This is a genomic window from Flagellimonas sp. 2504JD1-5, assembly GCF_053618295.1.
In genome coordinates, this window is record NZ_JBSIOU010000001.1 from 1,278,177 (window position 1) to 1,296,112 (window position 17,936).

General features: G+C 39.9%; 13 protein-coding genes and 1 tRNA gene. 6 read left to right on the top strand and 8 right to left on the bottom strand.

Annotation, left to right across the window (positions count from 1 at the left end; all coding sequences use genetic code 11):
* Positions 1 to 22: 22 nt before the first annotated feature.
* The 7 genes from ACULLG_RS05690 to dnaE form a co-directional block, all read right to left on the bottom strand.
* A complete protein-coding gene (locus ACULLG_RS05690) occupies positions 23 to 1,180 on the bottom strand; it encodes a serine hydrolase domain-containing protein (protein ID WP_452125808.1) in 1,158 nt (385 codons plus the stop codon).
* Positions 1,181 to 1,288: 108 nt separating this feature from the next.
* Positions 1,289 to 2,317: a helix-turn-helix domain-containing protein gene (locus tag ACULLG_RS05695; protein ID WP_452125809.1), complete on the bottom strand. Its 1,029-nt coding sequence runs from the start codon at positions 2,315 to 2,317 to the stop codon at positions 1,289 to 1,291.
* Between the two features lie 848 nt (positions 2,318 to 3,165).
* Positions 3,166 to 4,422, bottom strand: a complete 1,257-nt coding sequence (locus ACULLG_RS05700) for a site-specific integrase (RefSeq protein ID WP_452125810.1) — start codon at positions 4,420 to 4,422, stop codon at positions 3,166 to 3,168.
* Between the two features lie 241 nt (positions 4,423 to 4,663).
* Positions 4,664 to 4,737, bottom strand: a tRNA-Asp gene (locus ACULLG_RS05705).
* Positions 4,738 to 4,861: 124 nt separating this feature from the next.
* The gene (locus ACULLG_RS05710; RefSeq protein WP_452125811.1) at positions 4,862 to 5,791 is read right to left on the bottom strand and encodes a DUF58 domain-containing protein; all 930 of its coding nucleotides are present in this window, start codon (positions 5,789 to 5,791) and stop codon (positions 4,862 to 4,864) included.
* A gap of 84 nt (positions 5,792 to 5,875) precedes the next feature.
* A complete protein-coding gene (gene trxA, locus ACULLG_RS05715; protein WP_452126534.1) occupies positions 5,876 to 6,208 on the bottom strand; it encodes a thioredoxin in 333 nt (110 codons plus the stop codon).
* A gap of 89 nt (positions 6,209 to 6,297) precedes the next feature.
* Positions 6,298 to 10,683: a DNA polymerase III subunit alpha gene (dnaE, locus tag ACULLG_RS05720; RefSeq protein ID WP_452125812.1), complete on the bottom strand. Its 4,386-nt coding sequence runs from the start codon at positions 10,681 to 10,683 to the stop codon at positions 6,298 to 6,300.
* Positions 10,684 to 10,895: 212 nt separating this feature from the next.
* Here dnaE and ACULLG_RS05725 point away from each other — a divergent pair, with 212 nt between their 5' ends.
* The 3 genes from ACULLG_RS05725 (at position 10,896) to rimM (ending at position 13,578) form a co-directional block, all read left to right on the top strand.
* Positions 10,896 to 12,326: a sulfatase family protein gene (locus ACULLG_RS05725; protein WP_452125813.1), complete on the top strand. Its 1,431-nt coding sequence runs from the start codon at positions 10,896 to 10,898 to the stop codon at positions 12,324 to 12,326.
* Positions 12,327 to 12,444: 118 nt separating this feature from the next.
* Entirely contained in the window at positions 12,445 to 13,032 is a 588-nt protein-coding gene (locus ACULLG_RS05730) for a 30S ribosomal protein S16 (RefSeq protein ID WP_452125814.1), read from the top strand.
* Between the two features lie 12 nt (positions 13,033 to 13,044).
* Positions 13,045 to 13,578, top strand: coding sequence for a ribosome maturation factor RimM (gene rimM / locus ACULLG_RS05735; protein ID WP_452125815.1), 534 nt, complete (start codon positions 13,045 to 13,047; stop codon positions 13,576 to 13,578).
* A gap of 72 nt (positions 13,579 to 13,650) precedes the next feature.
* Here rimM and ACULLG_RS05740 read toward each other — a convergent pair whose 3' ends face one another.
* A complete protein-coding gene (locus tag ACULLG_RS05740; RefSeq protein ID WP_452125816.1) occupies positions 13,651 to 14,220 on the bottom strand; it encodes a hypothetical protein in 570 nt (189 codons plus the stop codon).
* 163 nt (positions 14,221 to 14,383) lie between these two features.
* Between ACULLG_RS05740 and ACULLG_RS05745 the strand changes: the two genes are divergently transcribed.
* The 3 genes from ACULLG_RS05745 (at position 14,384) to ACULLG_RS05755 (ending at position 17,933) form a co-directional block, all read left to right on the top strand.
* Entirely contained in the window at positions 14,384 to 15,811 is a 1,428-nt protein-coding gene (locus ACULLG_RS05745; RefSeq protein WP_452125817.1) for a sulfatase family protein, read from the top strand.
* Between the two features lie 89 nt (positions 15,812 to 15,900).
* On the top strand, positions 15,901 to 16,611 hold the full coding sequence (locus ACULLG_RS05750; RefSeq protein ID WP_452125818.1) for a tRNA1(Val) (adenine(37)-N6)-methyltransferase: 711 nt from the start codon (positions 15,901 to 15,903) through the stop codon (positions 16,609 to 16,611).
* 143 nt (positions 16,612 to 16,754) lie between these two features.
* Positions 16,755 to 17,933 carry an acyl-CoA dehydrogenase family protein gene (locus ACULLG_RS05755; RefSeq protein WP_452125819.1) on the top strand — a complete coding sequence of 393 codons (1,179 nt, stop codon included), beginning with the start codon at positions 16,755 to 16,757 and terminating at the stop codon, positions 17,931 to 17,933.
* Positions 17,934 to 17,936 lie beyond the last annotated feature (3 nt).

The window sequence follows — 17,936 nt, forward strand, 5'->3', positions numbered from 1 at the left end:
ACAAGTATCATCTTTCCAGATTTCAATTGGCTTTGAAATATTCTCGAACCTTACGTACTAATGTATTGGAAATTTCTTGACTGGCATCACCGTTGTTGGTCAAAATAACCACTTCCAGATTTAAATCGGGGTTGAAAGAGAGCATACTTCTGTATCCATCAAAACCTCCAATATGCCAATAATCATTTGAATCTGTCAAATTGGCATCTTGATGCCAATAATTGGTTCCTGTCCCAAGAGTCCAACCAAGGCCATAATCTCCCAACCATGAAATGGATGATAAAGGCTGTACCATAGTTTGAAGTGACTCTTCTTTTATGATATCATTTCCCAATACGGCCTCGACGAATAGATTCATATCATTGGTGCTGCTCACAATACCACTTGCCCCATAAATCAGCGAATTGAAACCTTTGACCTTTATTTCCGTTCCAAAGTTGAGGGCATAATTGTCATTTGCATCCCCCATGTGTTCCTTTTCACTAATGACAAAGGTGTTGTTCATTCCCATAGGGTCGAAAATATTGGTTTTCATATACGTTGGATAGTCCATACCGCTCACCCTTTCAATAATCAAAGCCAAAAAGACATAGCCCGTATTGGAATACTCAGCGGAGGAGCCTGGTGCAAATATTAGGTTTTCCAGTCCAGAAATCGGTATCAAATCCAAGATTTGTGCAGTGGTCAGGCCATCCAAGCTAGTTATATTGGTATTGTCATCAATATAGTCCAATAGCCCAGCTCTATGGGTAAGTAAATGTGCAACCGTAATGTCTTGGAAGGCATCGGACAACTCGGGTACAACAGTCAATAATTTATCCTCCAGGGACATCAAATTTTGCTCTACCAATTGCATGATGGCCAAGGCTGTGAATGTTTTGGTAATGGATCCAATCCGAAATCCTGTGTCCGAATTGATGGGACGATTGCCTTGTATTCTGGCAAGGCCTTTACTCTCGTGATAAACGATGTTTCCATCTTTTCTTACCAATACGGTCAATCCCGGCTGATTGCTTGATTGCCTTTCGTCCAATATTCCATCGAGAATCGAGGGAAGGTCCTTTGGGATTTCAGTAATTACTTCGGAATCATCGCTACTGCAACTTTGAAAAAAAAGTAGACCAAAAAAGAACAATGTTACCGAGATATACCTGAGAGCAATGATAAATTTTGTTTTCATTTTTAAAGGAATCTTTGTGTGATTGATTGGGGCAAATATCCAGTGCTGACAAAGAATAAATGCCTCATTCGGGAAAGTGAGACCTTTTTATATGCAATAGAAGTTGATTTATGAAGGGATATCTTGTTGCAACTTTTGAAACTCCTTTGGAGACTGGCCCACAAAATTTTTGAAGACCCTATTCATGGATGCTTTTGAATTGAACCCACTTTCTATTCCAAGGGCTAGTATGGTGAATTTAAGCTTATCAGGATCTGAAAGTAGTTTTTTGAAATATTCCACACGATATCGGTTTACAAAATCGAAGAAGCTGTTATTCGATTTGGAATTGATGATCTGTGATGCCTTATGTACTGAGATATCCAATCTTTTGGCGATATTCTCTATTTTGAGCTGTGGCTCAAGAAACAATTTTTCCTCATCAAAGAGTTGGCAGATATTCCTGAAATGGGCATCAATGCTCTCGTCATCCAGATTGGATGAAAGATACTTTTCTTTAGGTTTTTCACGGCTGACCTCTTCTTCTTCTTCTTCTTCGAAACTTCTATTTAAGTTGACAAGAGAATACTGTCGAATTCCATTATAGCAAAAATAGAATAGGAGTATAACAAATAGAATGTACTCAATGCCAAATAGAATTTCAATGTCCTCAATGAGACCTATACTGAATAGGGTAAAGACCACAAAACCGAAACTGGTAAGACCCAGTAATGATTGAATAAAGAACCGAAACCAGTTAAGGTTTATATTTTCAATTGATGAGTAATAATTTTTGATGGACGAGGTGTAACGATTCAATTTTCTCCGCAACCATACCAAGACTACGATAACATACAAGTATTGGGTCAAGTAAAACAAAAGCTGGTACTTGGTGGGCTTAAAAAATATTTCCCGGATTTCAGCTAAGGAAGTATAGCTATTGAACACAAAAATATCGATCAATATAAAAACATTGTAGATGATCGGATAGGCATAAACCCATAGCCACTGTTTATTTAGCTTGTTTCTGCCGTCTAACAAAATCAGTCCATAAATAACTAAGACAGGGAAGTAGTACGTATTGAAGAATAGAACAACGAGATAGATTTCAATAGAAGGCCAGTTCTCCATTAAAATCTGTGAGCTGAGCATTCCCATAAAAAAGAGAATTATCGTAATCAGATAATAATCGCTTAAAACTTTATCCTTCTTTGATAATATAAAGAGAAGGAATATTGAAAGAATACTTAAGCCTATGACAATAGGGAAAATCATACTGAAACTGTCAAAAATAATAGTTAAGAAATCACTTCTTAGCCCTAAAAGAGAGAGCTGGCTTTTAATCAGTGTCAATTTAAGAAATTGGAAGCGAGCAAACAGGGTTTTGCGCTGCAAGTCCCAAATACTTACCTCAAAACTTAGTGTCGGATCCTGTTTAGATGGCATCGCGAATCGGGAGAATGAGCGAAAAATGCCGTCAAAATAGGGCACTACTACTTAGCATTAAAAGGTGTCAAAATTTATTGTGGATTCAGTTTTTACTGTAAAAATTTCCAGTATTTATTGAAGGTTTCAAGGTTTTTACAGTAAATACTCTTTTTGGCGGCTATCAAATAAGACGGTTTTCAATTCCGTATCAAACTTAATTTGAAAATATCAAATTTTACGGGAAAATTATGTTTTTACAACAAACTTTTTCAATCTTTATAGGAGCTCCCAGGGTTTTTGCAACAAAAAACGTAATGCCTTATTTGTGACTGAAAATTAATAAAATACTGATTTTACTGGCCTTTTGGCCAGAAACCGGACAACGTAGCACCGGCTTGCCGTGCTACCCTCTCGCTATACCCCTCAACTCCCTTTCGGTCGTTCTTTGGTATACCTTCGGCCTGGCTAAAAGCAGGTTGCGCCCTATCGTGTTTTTGCCATACGCCTATCTTTCCGAACGCTGTAAAAACGCGACAGGAAACATGCGCAAAAGTCAGGAGTAAGACTTTGGGACTTGATTATGTTTTAGATGGAGTTTCGTTCTCTGGTTTTTGACTCTCCTGTTCTTTTAACCGCACTTTTAGTAAATCCATTTCATCGGCAATTTTACTATCGAGAACTTTGGCATAAATCTGAGTGGTCTTTAAGGAACGGTGCCCCAACATTTTGCTCACTGAGGCAATGGATACACCATTGGACAAAGTGACCGTTGTGGCAAAGGTGTGTCTGGCCAAGTGGGTGGTCAGGTTTTTGTGGATGCCACAGACATCTGCTATCTCCTTTAAATACGCATTGGATTTTTGATTGGTCAATACAGGTAAAACCCCTTTATCATCCAATACATAAGGATGCTCGCTGTATTTTTGAATAATTGCTTCGGCAGATGGGAGTAGTGGAATGCTGCTTATGGCCTTGGTTTTCTTTCTTGCCATTTTAATCCATCTATCTCCATTGACACCGATTATAATATCACTTTGTTTCAATTGTTTCACATCGGAATAAGCCAAACCTGTATAGCAACAGAAAACAAAAATATCCCGCACCAAATCGAGACGTGGTAAAAAGGATTTTTTGTTTCTCAGTGTATCAAGTTCAGTTTGGGTAAGATATTGCTTCTCTTTGGTTTTCCATGTGGCCTTCCAATAAAAGAAAGGGTCTCTGTTTATCCATTGGTTGGCATAGGCAATCCGAATGATTTTCTTAAAGTTGACAACATACTTGACAGCGGTATTATGATCACAGTTCTTTTTGGATTTCAAAAAGTACTCCAACCCAGTGATAAATTTGTGGTCAACCTTTTTTACGGGAATGTCGTTCCGATGATAAGCATGTTTTATATAATCCGACACGTGTTTTTTGGCCGCGTTGTATCGTTGCAATGTCCCTTTGGTAAATCCTTTCCCGATCAGGCTCTCCATTTCATCATTATGGTCATGGAAGATTTCCAATACCATCCATTCCTTGCCCTCCTTTCCCAGATAAATGTTCTTAATGATGGAAGCGGAAATATCCTGATGCTCCCTGAGCAAGGTGTCGTAGATTTCAAAACAGCGATTTTTGACGGTATCCAAAAAACGGTTGAACTTGGATACCTCAATGCTTGTACCTCTTAGTCGCCCACCATGGGAATCCCATCTTTGTTCTTCGACACGACGCCCCAGACTGAGTTCCGCTCGTTTTCCATTGAAGGTTATTCTTGCGTATACCGTAACCATTCCATCAGTATCGGTATCGGATTTCTTAGGGTAAAAAAGGATGCTTATTTTTCCAGACATTGGTGAGTATTTTAAAAACTCACCGGAAGGTAGTAAAACCAAATGTTAAAATTTCTTCGTAAAGATTTCTTTAACAGTCAATTACAGCGATGGCGGTGAGTCTTTCAAAGGGGTATTTTAACGCACCGAATTACGCACCTTTTTTATGGTTTTATATGGTATTTTTTGATATCAAAAAAAATAAAAAAGCCCGTAAATACTTGATTTACAGGCTTTTTGCGAATTCTTCAACGAATTCCAGCGGTCTGGACGGGACTCGAACCCGCGACCCCCTGCGTGACAGGCAGGTATTCTAACCAACTGAACTACCAGACCAATGATTTTATCTTACTAGACTCTGACAACAGTCAGATTCAAATCTTGTTCATGCTTTTTGCAAAGCGAGTGCAAATATACATTGTCAATTCTTATTCAACAAGAGATTTTTTAAAAATAATGACTAAACAAATTTCTGCCGTTCAATCATGAAGGTATTCAATACTTGAGAAAAGTCAGAGCCTACATCCACGTCGAGATATTTGATTTTATATTGAGCGCATTTTAGCTTTAAATTTTCAATGTACTCTTCTACTTTTTGGCTATAAGCGTTTTTAATATTGTCAGCATACAAATCTAAATGGGCTCCACTTTCGACATCTATAAAACGTTTAGGTGTGTTTTCAAAGTCGAAGTTCAGCTCATGTTTATGATCTAACAAATGGAAAAGGACCACGGCGTGCTTATTGTACTTTAAATGACGAAGCGCTTCAAAAAGTTCAGCTTCTTCTGTTTCCGTTTGGAACATGTCCGTGAACAAAAATATCAAACTACGCCTGTGGATTTTTTCTGCAATTTGATGCAGATAGGTGTATGTTTTGGTTGTTTGTGACTCACTTACCGTATTTGAAACTTCATTAAGCTTTGAGTACAGCATTTGAAAGTGTCGTTCGCTATTTTTTTCAGAAGTATAGAAGTTGTAGGAATTTGAATAGATACTCAACCCAACAGCATCACGTTGTTTTTTCAAGACCTGCATTAAGGTAGCAATGGCCAAAACACCAAAGCCTATTTTGTTGAGGTTTTCCAATCCGAGCTTCTCAACCTTCGGATAATACATTGAAGCTGAATTATCCAAAATCATATGGCACCTTAAATTGGTTTCGTCTTCATATCTTTTGGTATATAAACGATCGGTTTTGGCGTACAATTTCCAATCAATGTGTTTTGTGCTTTCTCCTGGATTGTAGATTTTATGTTCTGCAAACTCGGCCGAAAACCCATGAAACGGACTTTTGTGGATGCCGCTGATAAAACCTTCAACAATTTGATTGGCCAAAAGTTCCAGGTTTTGGAATAATTGCGCTTTATGAAGTTCTGATCGGATGTCCATAATTGGATTAAGAGATCAAGATAAAACAAAAAAGGCTTGGCAAAAGCCAAACCTTTTTTAAAATATATGTTTTAGAAACTAATTTTATAACACAGCTTCAATTGCGTCAGTGTATGCTTTCTTTGGAGAAACGCCAACTTGACGGTTAACGATTTCACCATTTTTGAAAACAAGAACCGTAGGGATGTTACGCACACCATACTTGGCCGCAAATTGCTGATTTGCATCAACGTCAACTTTTCCAACTACCGCTTTTCCTTCATATTCATTACTTACTTCATCAATGATAGGGCCTACCATTCTACAAGGACCACACCATGCTGCCCAAAAATCCACAACAACGGGTTTGTCGCTTTTAAGTACTATTTCATCAAAAGTTGCATCTGTTATTTCTAGTGCCATGTTATTTGTTTTAATATTCGCAAATTTAGTCAAATATTGCCCATAATCCTTACGGGCCAAAGATTCATTTTTATTATTGCGCCATCAGCATAAACTATACAGGGTCAATTCAATTTGTAGTGTATCTCGTTCTCTTCCAAGGTGGAAAGTAGCTCACTGTTGATTTTTACTTTCTGTTTTCTGCTGGATAGATTGAGCTTTATTTCATCTTGCATTTCATAGACCACAAAATTGAGTGAATGATCTCCTTTATGGGATCTAAGGGTGTCTTTTAATACTTGAATTCGTTTTTCCTGCAAACGATCAATGTCCAATTTGATGGTCAGCTTTTTGGCAAAGGCATCCATCACATCTTGAAGCTGTTTAAAATCGTTGAACTGTAATCGGGGATCTCCCTTTTTACCTGTTTCCCGATTGACCCAACCTTCTCGAACAAATGCTTTGAGGTGTATGAACGAGTTGATCATCAAAAAATGTCGGAATTTAAGATACTCTTCACCAAAAATTCGAAACTCATGGGTGTCGGTATAATCTTCCAAGGTAAAAAGTCCCCATCCTTTTCCATTTTTGGAAATGCGATGTTGCACATCCGTAATTACACCAGCTACCGTTAATTCGCGATTCACATAGCGTTCCAAATCGGTGAAAGCCGAGATATTGCTATTGCAAAATGCATTGATTTCTTTTTTGAAATCATCCAAAGGATGCCCTGAAATATAAATGCCCACAACTTCTTTTTCCCTTCGGAGTTTTTCCATGGTTCCCCAATCTTCACATGGAGGCACTACGGGTTCGGCAATTTGTGCTTCGCTCATTCCTCCGAACATATCCATTTGCGAAGAGTTCTGATTTTCCTGGAATTTGGCTGCGGATTTTATCACTTTTTCCAAAAAGGTAATCCCATCTCCTTCATCATGAAAGTATTGTGCTCGATGTGTGTCTCCAAACGAATCAAAGCCTCCGGCAAGTGCAAGATTTTCGAACGACTTTTTATTGGCTGACCGCAGTTCAACCCGTTTCGCTAAATCGAATACGGATTTGTATGGACCATCCTTTTTTCTGTTCTCAACAATGGTCTCCACGGCAGAACGACCTACTCCTTTAATTGCACCCATGCCAAAACGGACTGCATTGTTCTGGTTTACCGCAAATTTGTAGTATGATTCGTTGACATCGGGTCCAAGTACTTCAAGTCCCATCCGTTTACATTCTTCCATAAAGAAAGTAACCTGCTTAATGTCGTTCATATTGTTGGATAGCACGGCCGCCATATATTCTGCAGGGTAGTGGGCCTTTAAATATGCGGTTTGATAGGCAATAAATGCATAGCAGGTAGAGTGACTTTTGTTGAAAGCATACGAAGCAAATGCTTCCCAGTCTTTCCAAATTTTTTCCAGAACATCTCTTGGATGTCCATTTTTCTCTCCTCCATCCAGAAATTGAGGTTTCAACTTTTGTAGTAAGGCAAAAATCTTTTTCCCCATAGCTTTCCGCAGCACATCGGCATCACCCTTAGAGAATCCAGCCAGTTTTTGGGAAAGCAACATCACCTGCTCTTGATAAACAGTAATACCATAGGTTTCCTTCAGGTATTCTTCCATATCCGGAAGGTCATAGGTGATTTCTTCCTCGCCATGCTTTCTGGCAATAAAGCTGGGAATGTATTCCATAGGCCCAGGTCTATACAACGCATTCATGGCGATAAGATCATCAAAAACCGTAGGTTTTAGGTTTTTCATGTGCTTCTGCATTCCCGGAGATTCGTATTGGAATATCCCCACCGTATCACCACGTTGGAAAAGCTCATAAGTCTTTTCATCATCTAGCGGGAAATCATCCGGGATTAACTCAACTCCAGTTCTTGCTTTGACAATCTTTACCGTATCCTTGATTAAGGTCAGGGTTTTTAGTCCCAAGAAATCCATTTTGAGGAGTCCTGCGCTTTCAACGACAGAGTTGTCAAATTGAGTCACATACAAATCCGAATCCTTGGCGGTGGCAACAGGCACAAAATTGGTGATGTCATCTGGGGTGATGATGACCCCACAAGCGTGGATTCCTGTATTTCTTAACGACCCTTCAAGTACTCGAGCCATTTTAACGGTCTGTCCCTCCAGATCATCTCCTTCAGAGATGTTCAGTAATTCATGCACTTTTTCAAGCTCGTCCGATCGGAACTTTTTCTTTAGCTCTGATTCCTCAATTCCAAAAATCTTATTCAACTTGGACATATTGGGGATAAGCTTGGCTATACGATCAGCATCGTTCAGCGGTAAATCCAATACTCGAGCCGTATCACGAATAGAGGATTTGGCGGCCATTGTACCGTAAGTGATAATCTGGGCGACCTGATTGGCACCGTACTTATTGATCACATAATCCATAACCTTTCCTCGACCTTCATCATCAAAATCAATATCGATATCAGGCATCGAAACCCTATCTGGATTCAGGAACCGCTCAAAAAGTAGATCGTATTTTAAAGGGTCAATATTGGTGATGCCCAAACAATAAGCAACCACGGAGCCTGCAGCAGACCCTCGACCGGGCCCAACGGACACTCCCATGTTTCTTGCTTCACGAATGAAATCTTCCACAATCAAAAAGTAACCAGGATAACCTGAGTTTTCAATAGTGCCTAATTCAAAATCGATTCGCTCTGTAATTTCATCTGTAATTTCACCATAGCGTTTTTCTGCGCCTTGATATGTAATGTGTTTTAGATAAGCATTTTCACCCCGCTTTCCACCATCAACCTTATCATCTTCTACATTAAACTCATTTGGAATATCAAATTTTGGAAGAAGCACATCTCGAGCTAAGTCGAAAGGTTCAACTTTATTAATGACCTCTTGAATATTGAGAATGGCCTCAGGAATATCTTTAAAAAGAGTCTTCATTTCGTCCGAAGACTTGAAATAATATTCCTGGTTGGGCAGTCCATAACGATACCCTCGACCTCTTCCAATAGGTGTAGTTTGTTTTTCGCCATCCTTTACACAAAGGAGAATATCGTGCGCTTCGGCATCTTTCTTATCGCAGTAATAAGTATTGTTGGACGCAATTATTTTTACTTCGTGCTTTTTGGCCAAGGGCACTAAAACCTGATTTACCCGATCTTCATCTTCTTGGCCATGGCGCATCATCTCCACATATAAATCCTCTCCAAACTGTTCTTTCCACCATAACAAAGCCTCCTCGGCCTGTTTTTCACCAATATTCAGGATTTTATTGGGAACTTCGCCATAGAGATTTCCGGTTAGGGCAATGACATCTTCCTTGTATTGTTCGACAATTTTCCTGTCAATTCTAGGGACATAATAAAAACCATCTGTATATGCAATGGAAGACATTTTGGCCAAATTGTGATAGCCGCTTTTGTTTTTGGCCAGCAGTACAATTTGATAACCGTAATCTTTTACATTTTTATTGGTATGATCTTCGCAAACATAGAATTCACAACCGAGAATTGGAGTGATTTCCTCGCTGGTCGGAGATTCACCATTCTCAACCAATGCTACATTCTTCTCCTTGACGGATTTATTATGAGCTTTCACTTCTTTCACAAAGTGAAAGGCGCCCATCATATTGGCATGGTCGGTTAGGGCAACGGCGGGCATCTGATTTTCTGCAGCGGCTTTGACCAGGCTTTTAATGTTTATGGTCGACTGAAGAACAGAAAATTGCGAATGGTTGTGCAAATGCGCGAAAGGAGCGTCGGTAAGACTTTCAACATTTTTGTTGATTTCATCCTCGGAAATTCCGCCGGTATCTTCGACCCAAAGCGCATCGGCAATTTCTTTGGAAGCCTTTTTAAGATTGATGTGCTTTAATCCAATGAGTTGAATGACCTGTGGATTCACCTCGGAGAAATGCTCAAAATAATCTGGTTGCACATCCAATTCCTCGATGGAATAATGTTTTTTGCGAACCAGTTCAAGAAAACATCGGGTAGTGGCTTCAACATCAGCTGTTGCATTATGCGCTTCAGCGAAGGGTTCGCCAAAAAGAAATTCGTGAAGCTCAGTTAACGTGGGTAACTTGAATTTACCGCCTCGACCACCAGGGATTTTACAGAGTTCTGCGGTGGCTTCGGTGCAGGTATCCAAAACAGGAAGTTGTGTCAGTGAATTTTCTACACCCATTCGATGGAACTCACAGCCCATAATGTTGATATCGAAATCAACATTTTGCCCCACAACAAATTTTGCTTTGTCCAAAGCGGCATTGAAAGCTTCTAAAACTTCGTTTAATGGTCTACCTTTTTGCTCTGCCAAAGCTGTGGAAATGCCATGGATTTGCTCTGCTTCGTAGGGAATGTTGAATCCATCTGGCTGCACCAACATATCTTGATGCTCGACCAGATTTCCCAGTTCGTCATGCAATTGCCATGCAATTTGAATACATCTGGGCCAATTATCCGTGTCGGTGATTGGGGCATTCCATCGTTTTGGCAATCCAGTGGTTTCGGTATCAAAAATTAAGTACATGTGAGCGCTGTTAGCCTGTGAAATAAATAGCGTTTAAAAATATGCAAACAAGAAGGTTTTATAAAAAGTAGTTTTTAGGAGTTATCAACTAAAGATTTTCCTATTTTGTTTTAATCATAACTGAGATGCTCTTTTTTTGAATTCGCAGTTTTTTTTGATGTTATTTACAATTCTTTTGAGTCTTAATAATATAGCCAAAAAACCATAACCAAATGAAAGTATATAAAAGGATATCGAGTCCTGTTGTTCTAATATTGTTCCTGGTCTTTTTCGGAATTTCTGTAAACTCCGACGCTCAGACAAGTGCCAAGGACCAGCCCAACTTTATTATCATTTTTGCAGATGACCTTGGATATGGTGATTTGAGTATATATGGGCATCCTACAATCAATACCCCAAATTTGGACCGAATGGCCCATGAAGGCCAAAAATGGACCAATTTTTACGTAGGAGCCAGTGTTTGCACCCCAAGTAGAGCGGCATTGCTTACAGGCAGATTGCCGGTGAGAAGTGGAATGGCCAGTAACAAACATCGGGTGCTTTTCCCAGATTCAAAAAATGGATTGCCCGCAAGTGAAATTACCTTGGCCGAACAATTAAAGAAAGCGGGATATAATACGGCCTGCATTGGCAAATGGCATTTAGGGCACAAAGAACAGTATTTGCCAACCAATAACGGATTCGATTATTATTTTGGGATTCCTTATTCCAATGATATGGATTATGTTGGAAAAGATATTCCGGGTTATAAAAAGCTGGTCCAACAAAATCCTGAAGGACTTAAAACGGAAAACTACAATGTTCCCTTATTGCGAAATTTGGAGATTGTTGAACGTCCCACAAATCAGAACACAATTACCAAAAGATACGCCGAGGAGACCATTTCCTTTATTAAACAAAATAAAAATCAACCTTTCTTTATTTATATGGCACATAGCCTTCCGCATATTCCCCTGTTTGCATCCGAAGAGTTTATGGGCAAAAGCAAGCGAGGATTGTATGGTGATGTAGTTGAAGAAATTGATTATGGGGTTGGAGAAATTTTAAAGGCTTTAAAAGATGAAGGTCTGGCAGACAACACTATTGTGATGTTCACCTCCGATAATGGCCCCTGGTTGCCATTTGAGACCCATGGTGGTAGTGCTGGCCTTTTAAGAGCTGGGAAAGGAACCACTTGGGAAGGTGGCATGCGGGAACCCGCTATTTTTTGGGGACCAGGACATGTCAAACCTGGTTTGATTACTGATTTAGGGTCGACCATGGACTTGTTTGCCACATTTAGTAGTATGGCTGGTATTCAAGTTCCAAAGGACCGAATTATGGATAGTTTTGATTTGAGTGAAACTTTAAGAGGTCATAATCCGAGTCCTCGAAAAAGCATTTTATATTATCGTGGAACAGAATTATATGCTGCCCGCTTGGGAGATTACAAAGCGCATTTTATCACACAAGGGGCATACGGGCAATTTGGAGAACGAGTTGAACATCAAATCCCAATTTTGTACAACCTGAATCATGATGCCTCCGAACAGTATAATTTGGCCGAAGGCAATGCCGAAATCCTTCAACAAATCCAGCAGCTGGTACAGGATCATCAATCTAAATTAATAAGAGGGAAAGACCAACTGGCAGAAAGGGAATAGAAAGTCTATATTGCCATTGCGCATTAAAAGAAATCAAGTATATTTGCACCCGCTTAAATACAGAGCGAATAAAATTGAATTAATAACCAGGGTCGGGCACCCTACAAATTAATGTGATATGCCAGTTAAAATTAGACTTCAAAGACACGGTAAAAAAGGTAAACCATTCTATTGGGTGGTTGCTGCAGATTCAAGATCAAAAAGAGATGGTAAATTCTTGGAAAAATTGGGAACTTATAACCCAAACACCAATCCTGCTACCATTAATTTAGATGTTGATGGATCTGTTAAGTGGTTGAATAATGGAGCACAACCTACTGAGACTGCAAGAGCTATTCTTTCTTATAAGGGAGCATTGTTGAAGCACCACTTGTTAGGTGGAGTTAGAAAAGGAGCTTTGACCGAGGAACAAGCAGAAGAGAAATTCAATGCTTGGGTCGAAGAAAAAGAAAAAGCAGTTCAAGCTAAAAGAGATGGTTTGAGTAAAGCTGAAGCTGAAGCTAAAGCCAAAGCTTTGGAGGCTGAAAAAGAAGTAAGCGACAAAAGAGCTGCTGCTGCATTACCAGAAGAAGAAGCTGTTGAGGAGGTTGCAGAGGAAGTAGCAGAGGCTACTGAGGCCGTTGCAGAAGAAACCGCTGCTGTTGAAGAGCCAGCTGCTGAAGAAGCTCCTGCCGCCGAGGCCGAAGCCAGCAAAGAAGAAGAGTAAATTTTTCTGACGATGCGCAAGGAAGATTGCTTCTACCTGGGCAAAGTCGTTTCAAAATATAGTTTTAAGGGAGAGGTATTGGTAAAACTCGATACCGATGAACCTGAAATTTACGAAAACATGGAATCAGTTTTTGTTTCATTGGGAAACAATCTGGTTCCATTTTTTATTGACCGATGTCGTCTGCATAAATCAGCGCTACTTCGTATCGATTTTGAAGAAGTAAAAGATGAATCCACTGCGGATAAGATTATTGGTTCTGAACTATATCTTCCCTTGGAAATGCTTCCTCCGCTTACCGGGGACAAATTTTATTTCCACGAAGTGATAGGCTTCACTTTGATGGATGAGATTTATGGAGATATTGGTGTCATAAAAGCCGTAAACGACAGCGCTTCCCAAGAACTTTTTGAAGCCGAAAAGGATGGTAAGGAGTTGTTGATTCCCATCAGCGATGACATCATAACCAAAGTGGATAGGAAATCCAGGACTATTCATGTAATAACACCGGAAGGTCTGGTAGATCTTTATTTGGGAAACGAATGAAAACCATCAATAAAAAATAAAGAAAAAGGGAACCAATTTGGTTCCCTTTGTATATGATATTGTAATCGGAAATTAGTTTTTCCACTTACCACCACCAACATAGAACCCTAAAGAGATTCCGATATAAGAGTTTTTTATCTCAGATCCATCAATGTCAGACTTTCCGATTAAATTGTATGTTGCAGCCATTCGGAGTTTGCCTAGCTCAAACCCTGCGCGAACAAGCCCTCCAAAGGCTCCATCTACTTCGGCTTCATCAGTGAATTCTCCGATGCTTATTTCAGCGTTGGCCAAGGAACTGTATCCAACACCTCCACCTAAAAAGGGAGCAAAAGAAGAACTTCCGGAGGCAAAATAGTAATCAAAAGTACCTGTAAATGATGTGCTTGCTGCCAATTCGGTCTCTAGGGCGACACCTTCACTGCTTACATTTTTGGCCATAACCGCTGATTCAACACGGAGACCCACGTTCATATTGTCGGCAATATTATATTTGGGTTCCAGCGAGAAAAGAATACCACCACCTCCATCTGGAATGGCATATCCTAGATCGAGCCCTGCTCTGAACTTATTTTGTTCCTGCCCATGGGAAAATTGACACATTGCAGCTACAGTAACAAAAACATAAAAGATTTTTTTCATAATAAATGTGTTTGGATGTTTTGAAAATTAGCTGTGAATGTACATTGAGTACGAAGAGATTTTGCTCCCTATTTAATGGATGGGCTGTTTGACTTTATAGAACCCCTAATTGAACTGATATAAGTATTAGGGCTATATTTATGTCTAACTTTTATTTCCAACCATGATTCGTTATTATTTTATTGCCCTATTTTTTTGTTTCCTCTCCTGCGGAGAGAAAAAAGCCGAAAAGGAAAAACCAAATTCGCCCCCAAACGTTGTACTTATTTTTACCGATGATCAGGGCTATCAAGATGTGGGTGTTTTTGGTTCGCCAGATATCAAGACACCCTATTTGGACCAAATGGCTTCCGAAGGAGTGAAGCTTACAAGTTATTATTCAGCCCAGGCGGTTTGTTCGGCGTCCAGGGCCGGGATTTTGACCGGGTGTTACCCTAATCGCATAGGCATCCACAATGCTTTGGGCCCAGACAATACTCATGGAATAAATTCCTCTGAAACTACCCTTGCAGAAATGCTCAAGAATAAAGGTTACGCCACTGGAATTTTTGGAAAATGGCATTTAGGACACCATGCCCAATTTTTACCTACAAGGCACGGATTTGATGAGTGGTTTGGAATTCCGTATTCCAATGATATGTGGCCTTTTCACCCCCAACAAGGTCCTATTTTCAATTTTCCTGATTTACATCTGTATGAAAATGAAACAGTAATTGATACACTGACCGAACAGTCACAACTAACCACTCAAATTACAGAACGGAGCGTGGATTTCATTAAAAGAAATAAGGACAATCCCTTCTTTTTATATGTGCCACACCCGCAACCTCATGTTCCTTTATTTGTTTCGGACAAATTCAAGGGAAAATCAGAAAGAGGACTATATGGCGATGTGATTATGGAAATTGACTGGTCTGTGGGTCAAATTATAAACGCTTTAAAAGAAAATGGACTGGAAGAGAATACCATTGTCATCTTTACCTCGGACAACGGTCCTTGGCTTTCCTACGGAAACCATGCAGGAAGTGCTTTGCCACTTCGTGAAGGAAAAGGAACTGCTTGGGAAGGTGGTCAACGCGAACCTTTTATTATGAAATATCCGGCCAAACTTAAACCAGGACAAGAAATTAGTGTTCCTATAATGGCTATAGATATTTTACCTACCATCGCCGAGCTTACGGATTCAAAACTACCTGAAAAAATCATTGACGGCAAAAGCGCTTGGAAAGTATTGACGGGAGAGAGCAAAGAACCCGTTCAAGAAGCCTATTTCTTTTATTATCGTGTAAATGAATTATTCGGGGTACGGTATGGAAAATGGAAATTATACTTCCCACATCGTTACCGTACTATGGATGGTCAAGAACCGGGAAAAGATGGTCAACCCGGAGAATACCGAATGATTGATATGGAAGAAATTGAATTGTATGATATGGAAAGCGATATCAGTGAGACCAAAAATGTGGCTTCAGAAAATCCAGAGGTAGTGGAAAAAATCAAACTATTGGCGAACGATATGCGTACACGACTTGGAGATTCATTACTGGAGTTGGAAGGAACAGAAACTAGGGAGCCAGGAAGGTTAAACTAAAACTCCAATTAACAAATTCCAAATACCAAAAATGTGCAAAACATGCCCATGGAATTTGGTGCTTGAAATTTGCCAGTTATTGCAGAGCAATGAAACCATTTAAGTTTAAACAATTCACCATCCACCAAGACCGTTGTGCCATGAAGGTGGGTACCGATGGAGTCTTATTGGGCGCTTGGACATCACTTGACGGAAATCCAAATTCCATTTTGGATATAGGAGCTGGAACAGGACTTATTGCGTTGCAAATGGCACAACGATGCGATGCCGAGCTTATTGACGCCATTGAAGTAGATGAGGATGCGTACGAACAATGTGTGGAGAACTTTGAGATTTCGCCATGGGGTGATCGCTTGTTCTGTTATCATGCCGGGCTGGATGAATTTGTTGATGAGATGGAGGAAAAATACGATCTGATCGTCTCAAATCCACCTTTTTATTCTGAGGAAGTTACAAGTGGAGATTCAGCTCGAGATGCGGCACGTCAAAATAATTCTCTTCCGTTTGATGAACTCTTGGAAGGAGTGTCCAAATTACTGTCTCCTAAGGGAGCTTTTTCAGTGATTATCCCATTTAAAGAAGAAAAAGATTTTGTGAGTTTGGCCGAAAGCTTTCGTCTTTTTCCAAGCAGAATAACCCGAGTAAAGGGTAATTCAAACACCGAGGTGAAACGAAGTCTTCTCGAGTTTGGTTTTTCAAAAGTAATGGTCCAAGAAAATGAATTGACCATAGAGTTGGAACGCCATCAATACACCAAAGAATATATCGACTTGACCAAGGACTTCTATTTAAAAATGTAACAAAAACAACTTGCCCTGTTGTTTTTCATTCTTACATTTGAAAAATTAATCACTTGTCATTCCTGCGAAGGCAGGAATCCATGTTTTAAATTCTTTTGGATTCCGTATCAAGTACGGAATGACAAATATGTATTTTGTTTTCCATGAAACCTGATTTATTTGAAGCCCCGGATTACTATAATCTTGATGATTTACTTTCCGAAGAACATAAGTTGGTACGTGACGCGGCCCGCCAGTGGGTAAAGCGTGATATCTCTCCCATCATTGAGGAATATGCCCAGAAAGCTGAGTTTCCAAAGGAAATTATTGGAGGTTTAGCTGAAATAGGTGCCTTTGGTCCGTACATCCCCGAGGAATATGGTGGGGCTGGATTAGATCAGATCAGTTATGGTTTGATCATGCAAGAAATTGAAAGAGGCGATAGTGGCGTTCGTTCAACTGCGTCTGTACAATCTTCTTTGGTGATGTATCCCATTTTCGCTTATGGAACAGAAGAACAGCGCAAAAAATATTTACCAAAATTAGCTACAGGAGAATGGATGGGCTGTTTTGGACTTACCGAACCCAACCATGGTTCCAATCCTAGCGGAATGGAGACCAAATACAAAGATATGGGCGACCATTTTTTGTTGAATGGTGCCAAACTTTGGATTTCAAATTCACCATTTGCAGATGTCGCCGTAGTGTGGGCCAAAAATGAAGAGGGACGTATCCACGGATTGATTGTCGAGCGTGGAATGGAAGGCTTTTCAACCCCGGAAACCCATAATAAATGGTCTTTACGGGCATCCGCTACTGGAGAGTTGATTTTTGATAATGTAAAAGTACCCAAGGAAAATCTATTGCCGGGCAAAACTGGTTTAGGTGCACCATTAGGATGCTTGGATTCTGCCAGATATGGAATTGCATGGGGAGCCATTGGAGCTGCCATGGATTGTTACGATACAGCACTTCGCTATGCCAAAGAACGGATCCAATTTGGTAAACCCATTGCTGCTACGCAATTGCAGCAAAAGAAATTGGCCGAAATGATTACCGAAATTACAAAAGCCCAGTTGTTGGCTTTCAGATTGGGCCAGCTTAAAAATGAAGGTAGAGCTACTACAGCTCAAATCTCTATGGCCAAGCGAAATAATGTGGATATGGCCATCAAAATTGCCCGTGAAGCAAGGCAAGTTTTAGGTGGAATGGGTATTACTGGAGAGTATAGCATCATGCGTCACATGATGAATCTTGAAAGCGTGATTACCTATGAAGGTACTCATGATATCCATTTATTGATTACAGGTGCCGATATTACCGGGATGCCTGCCTTCAAATAATAA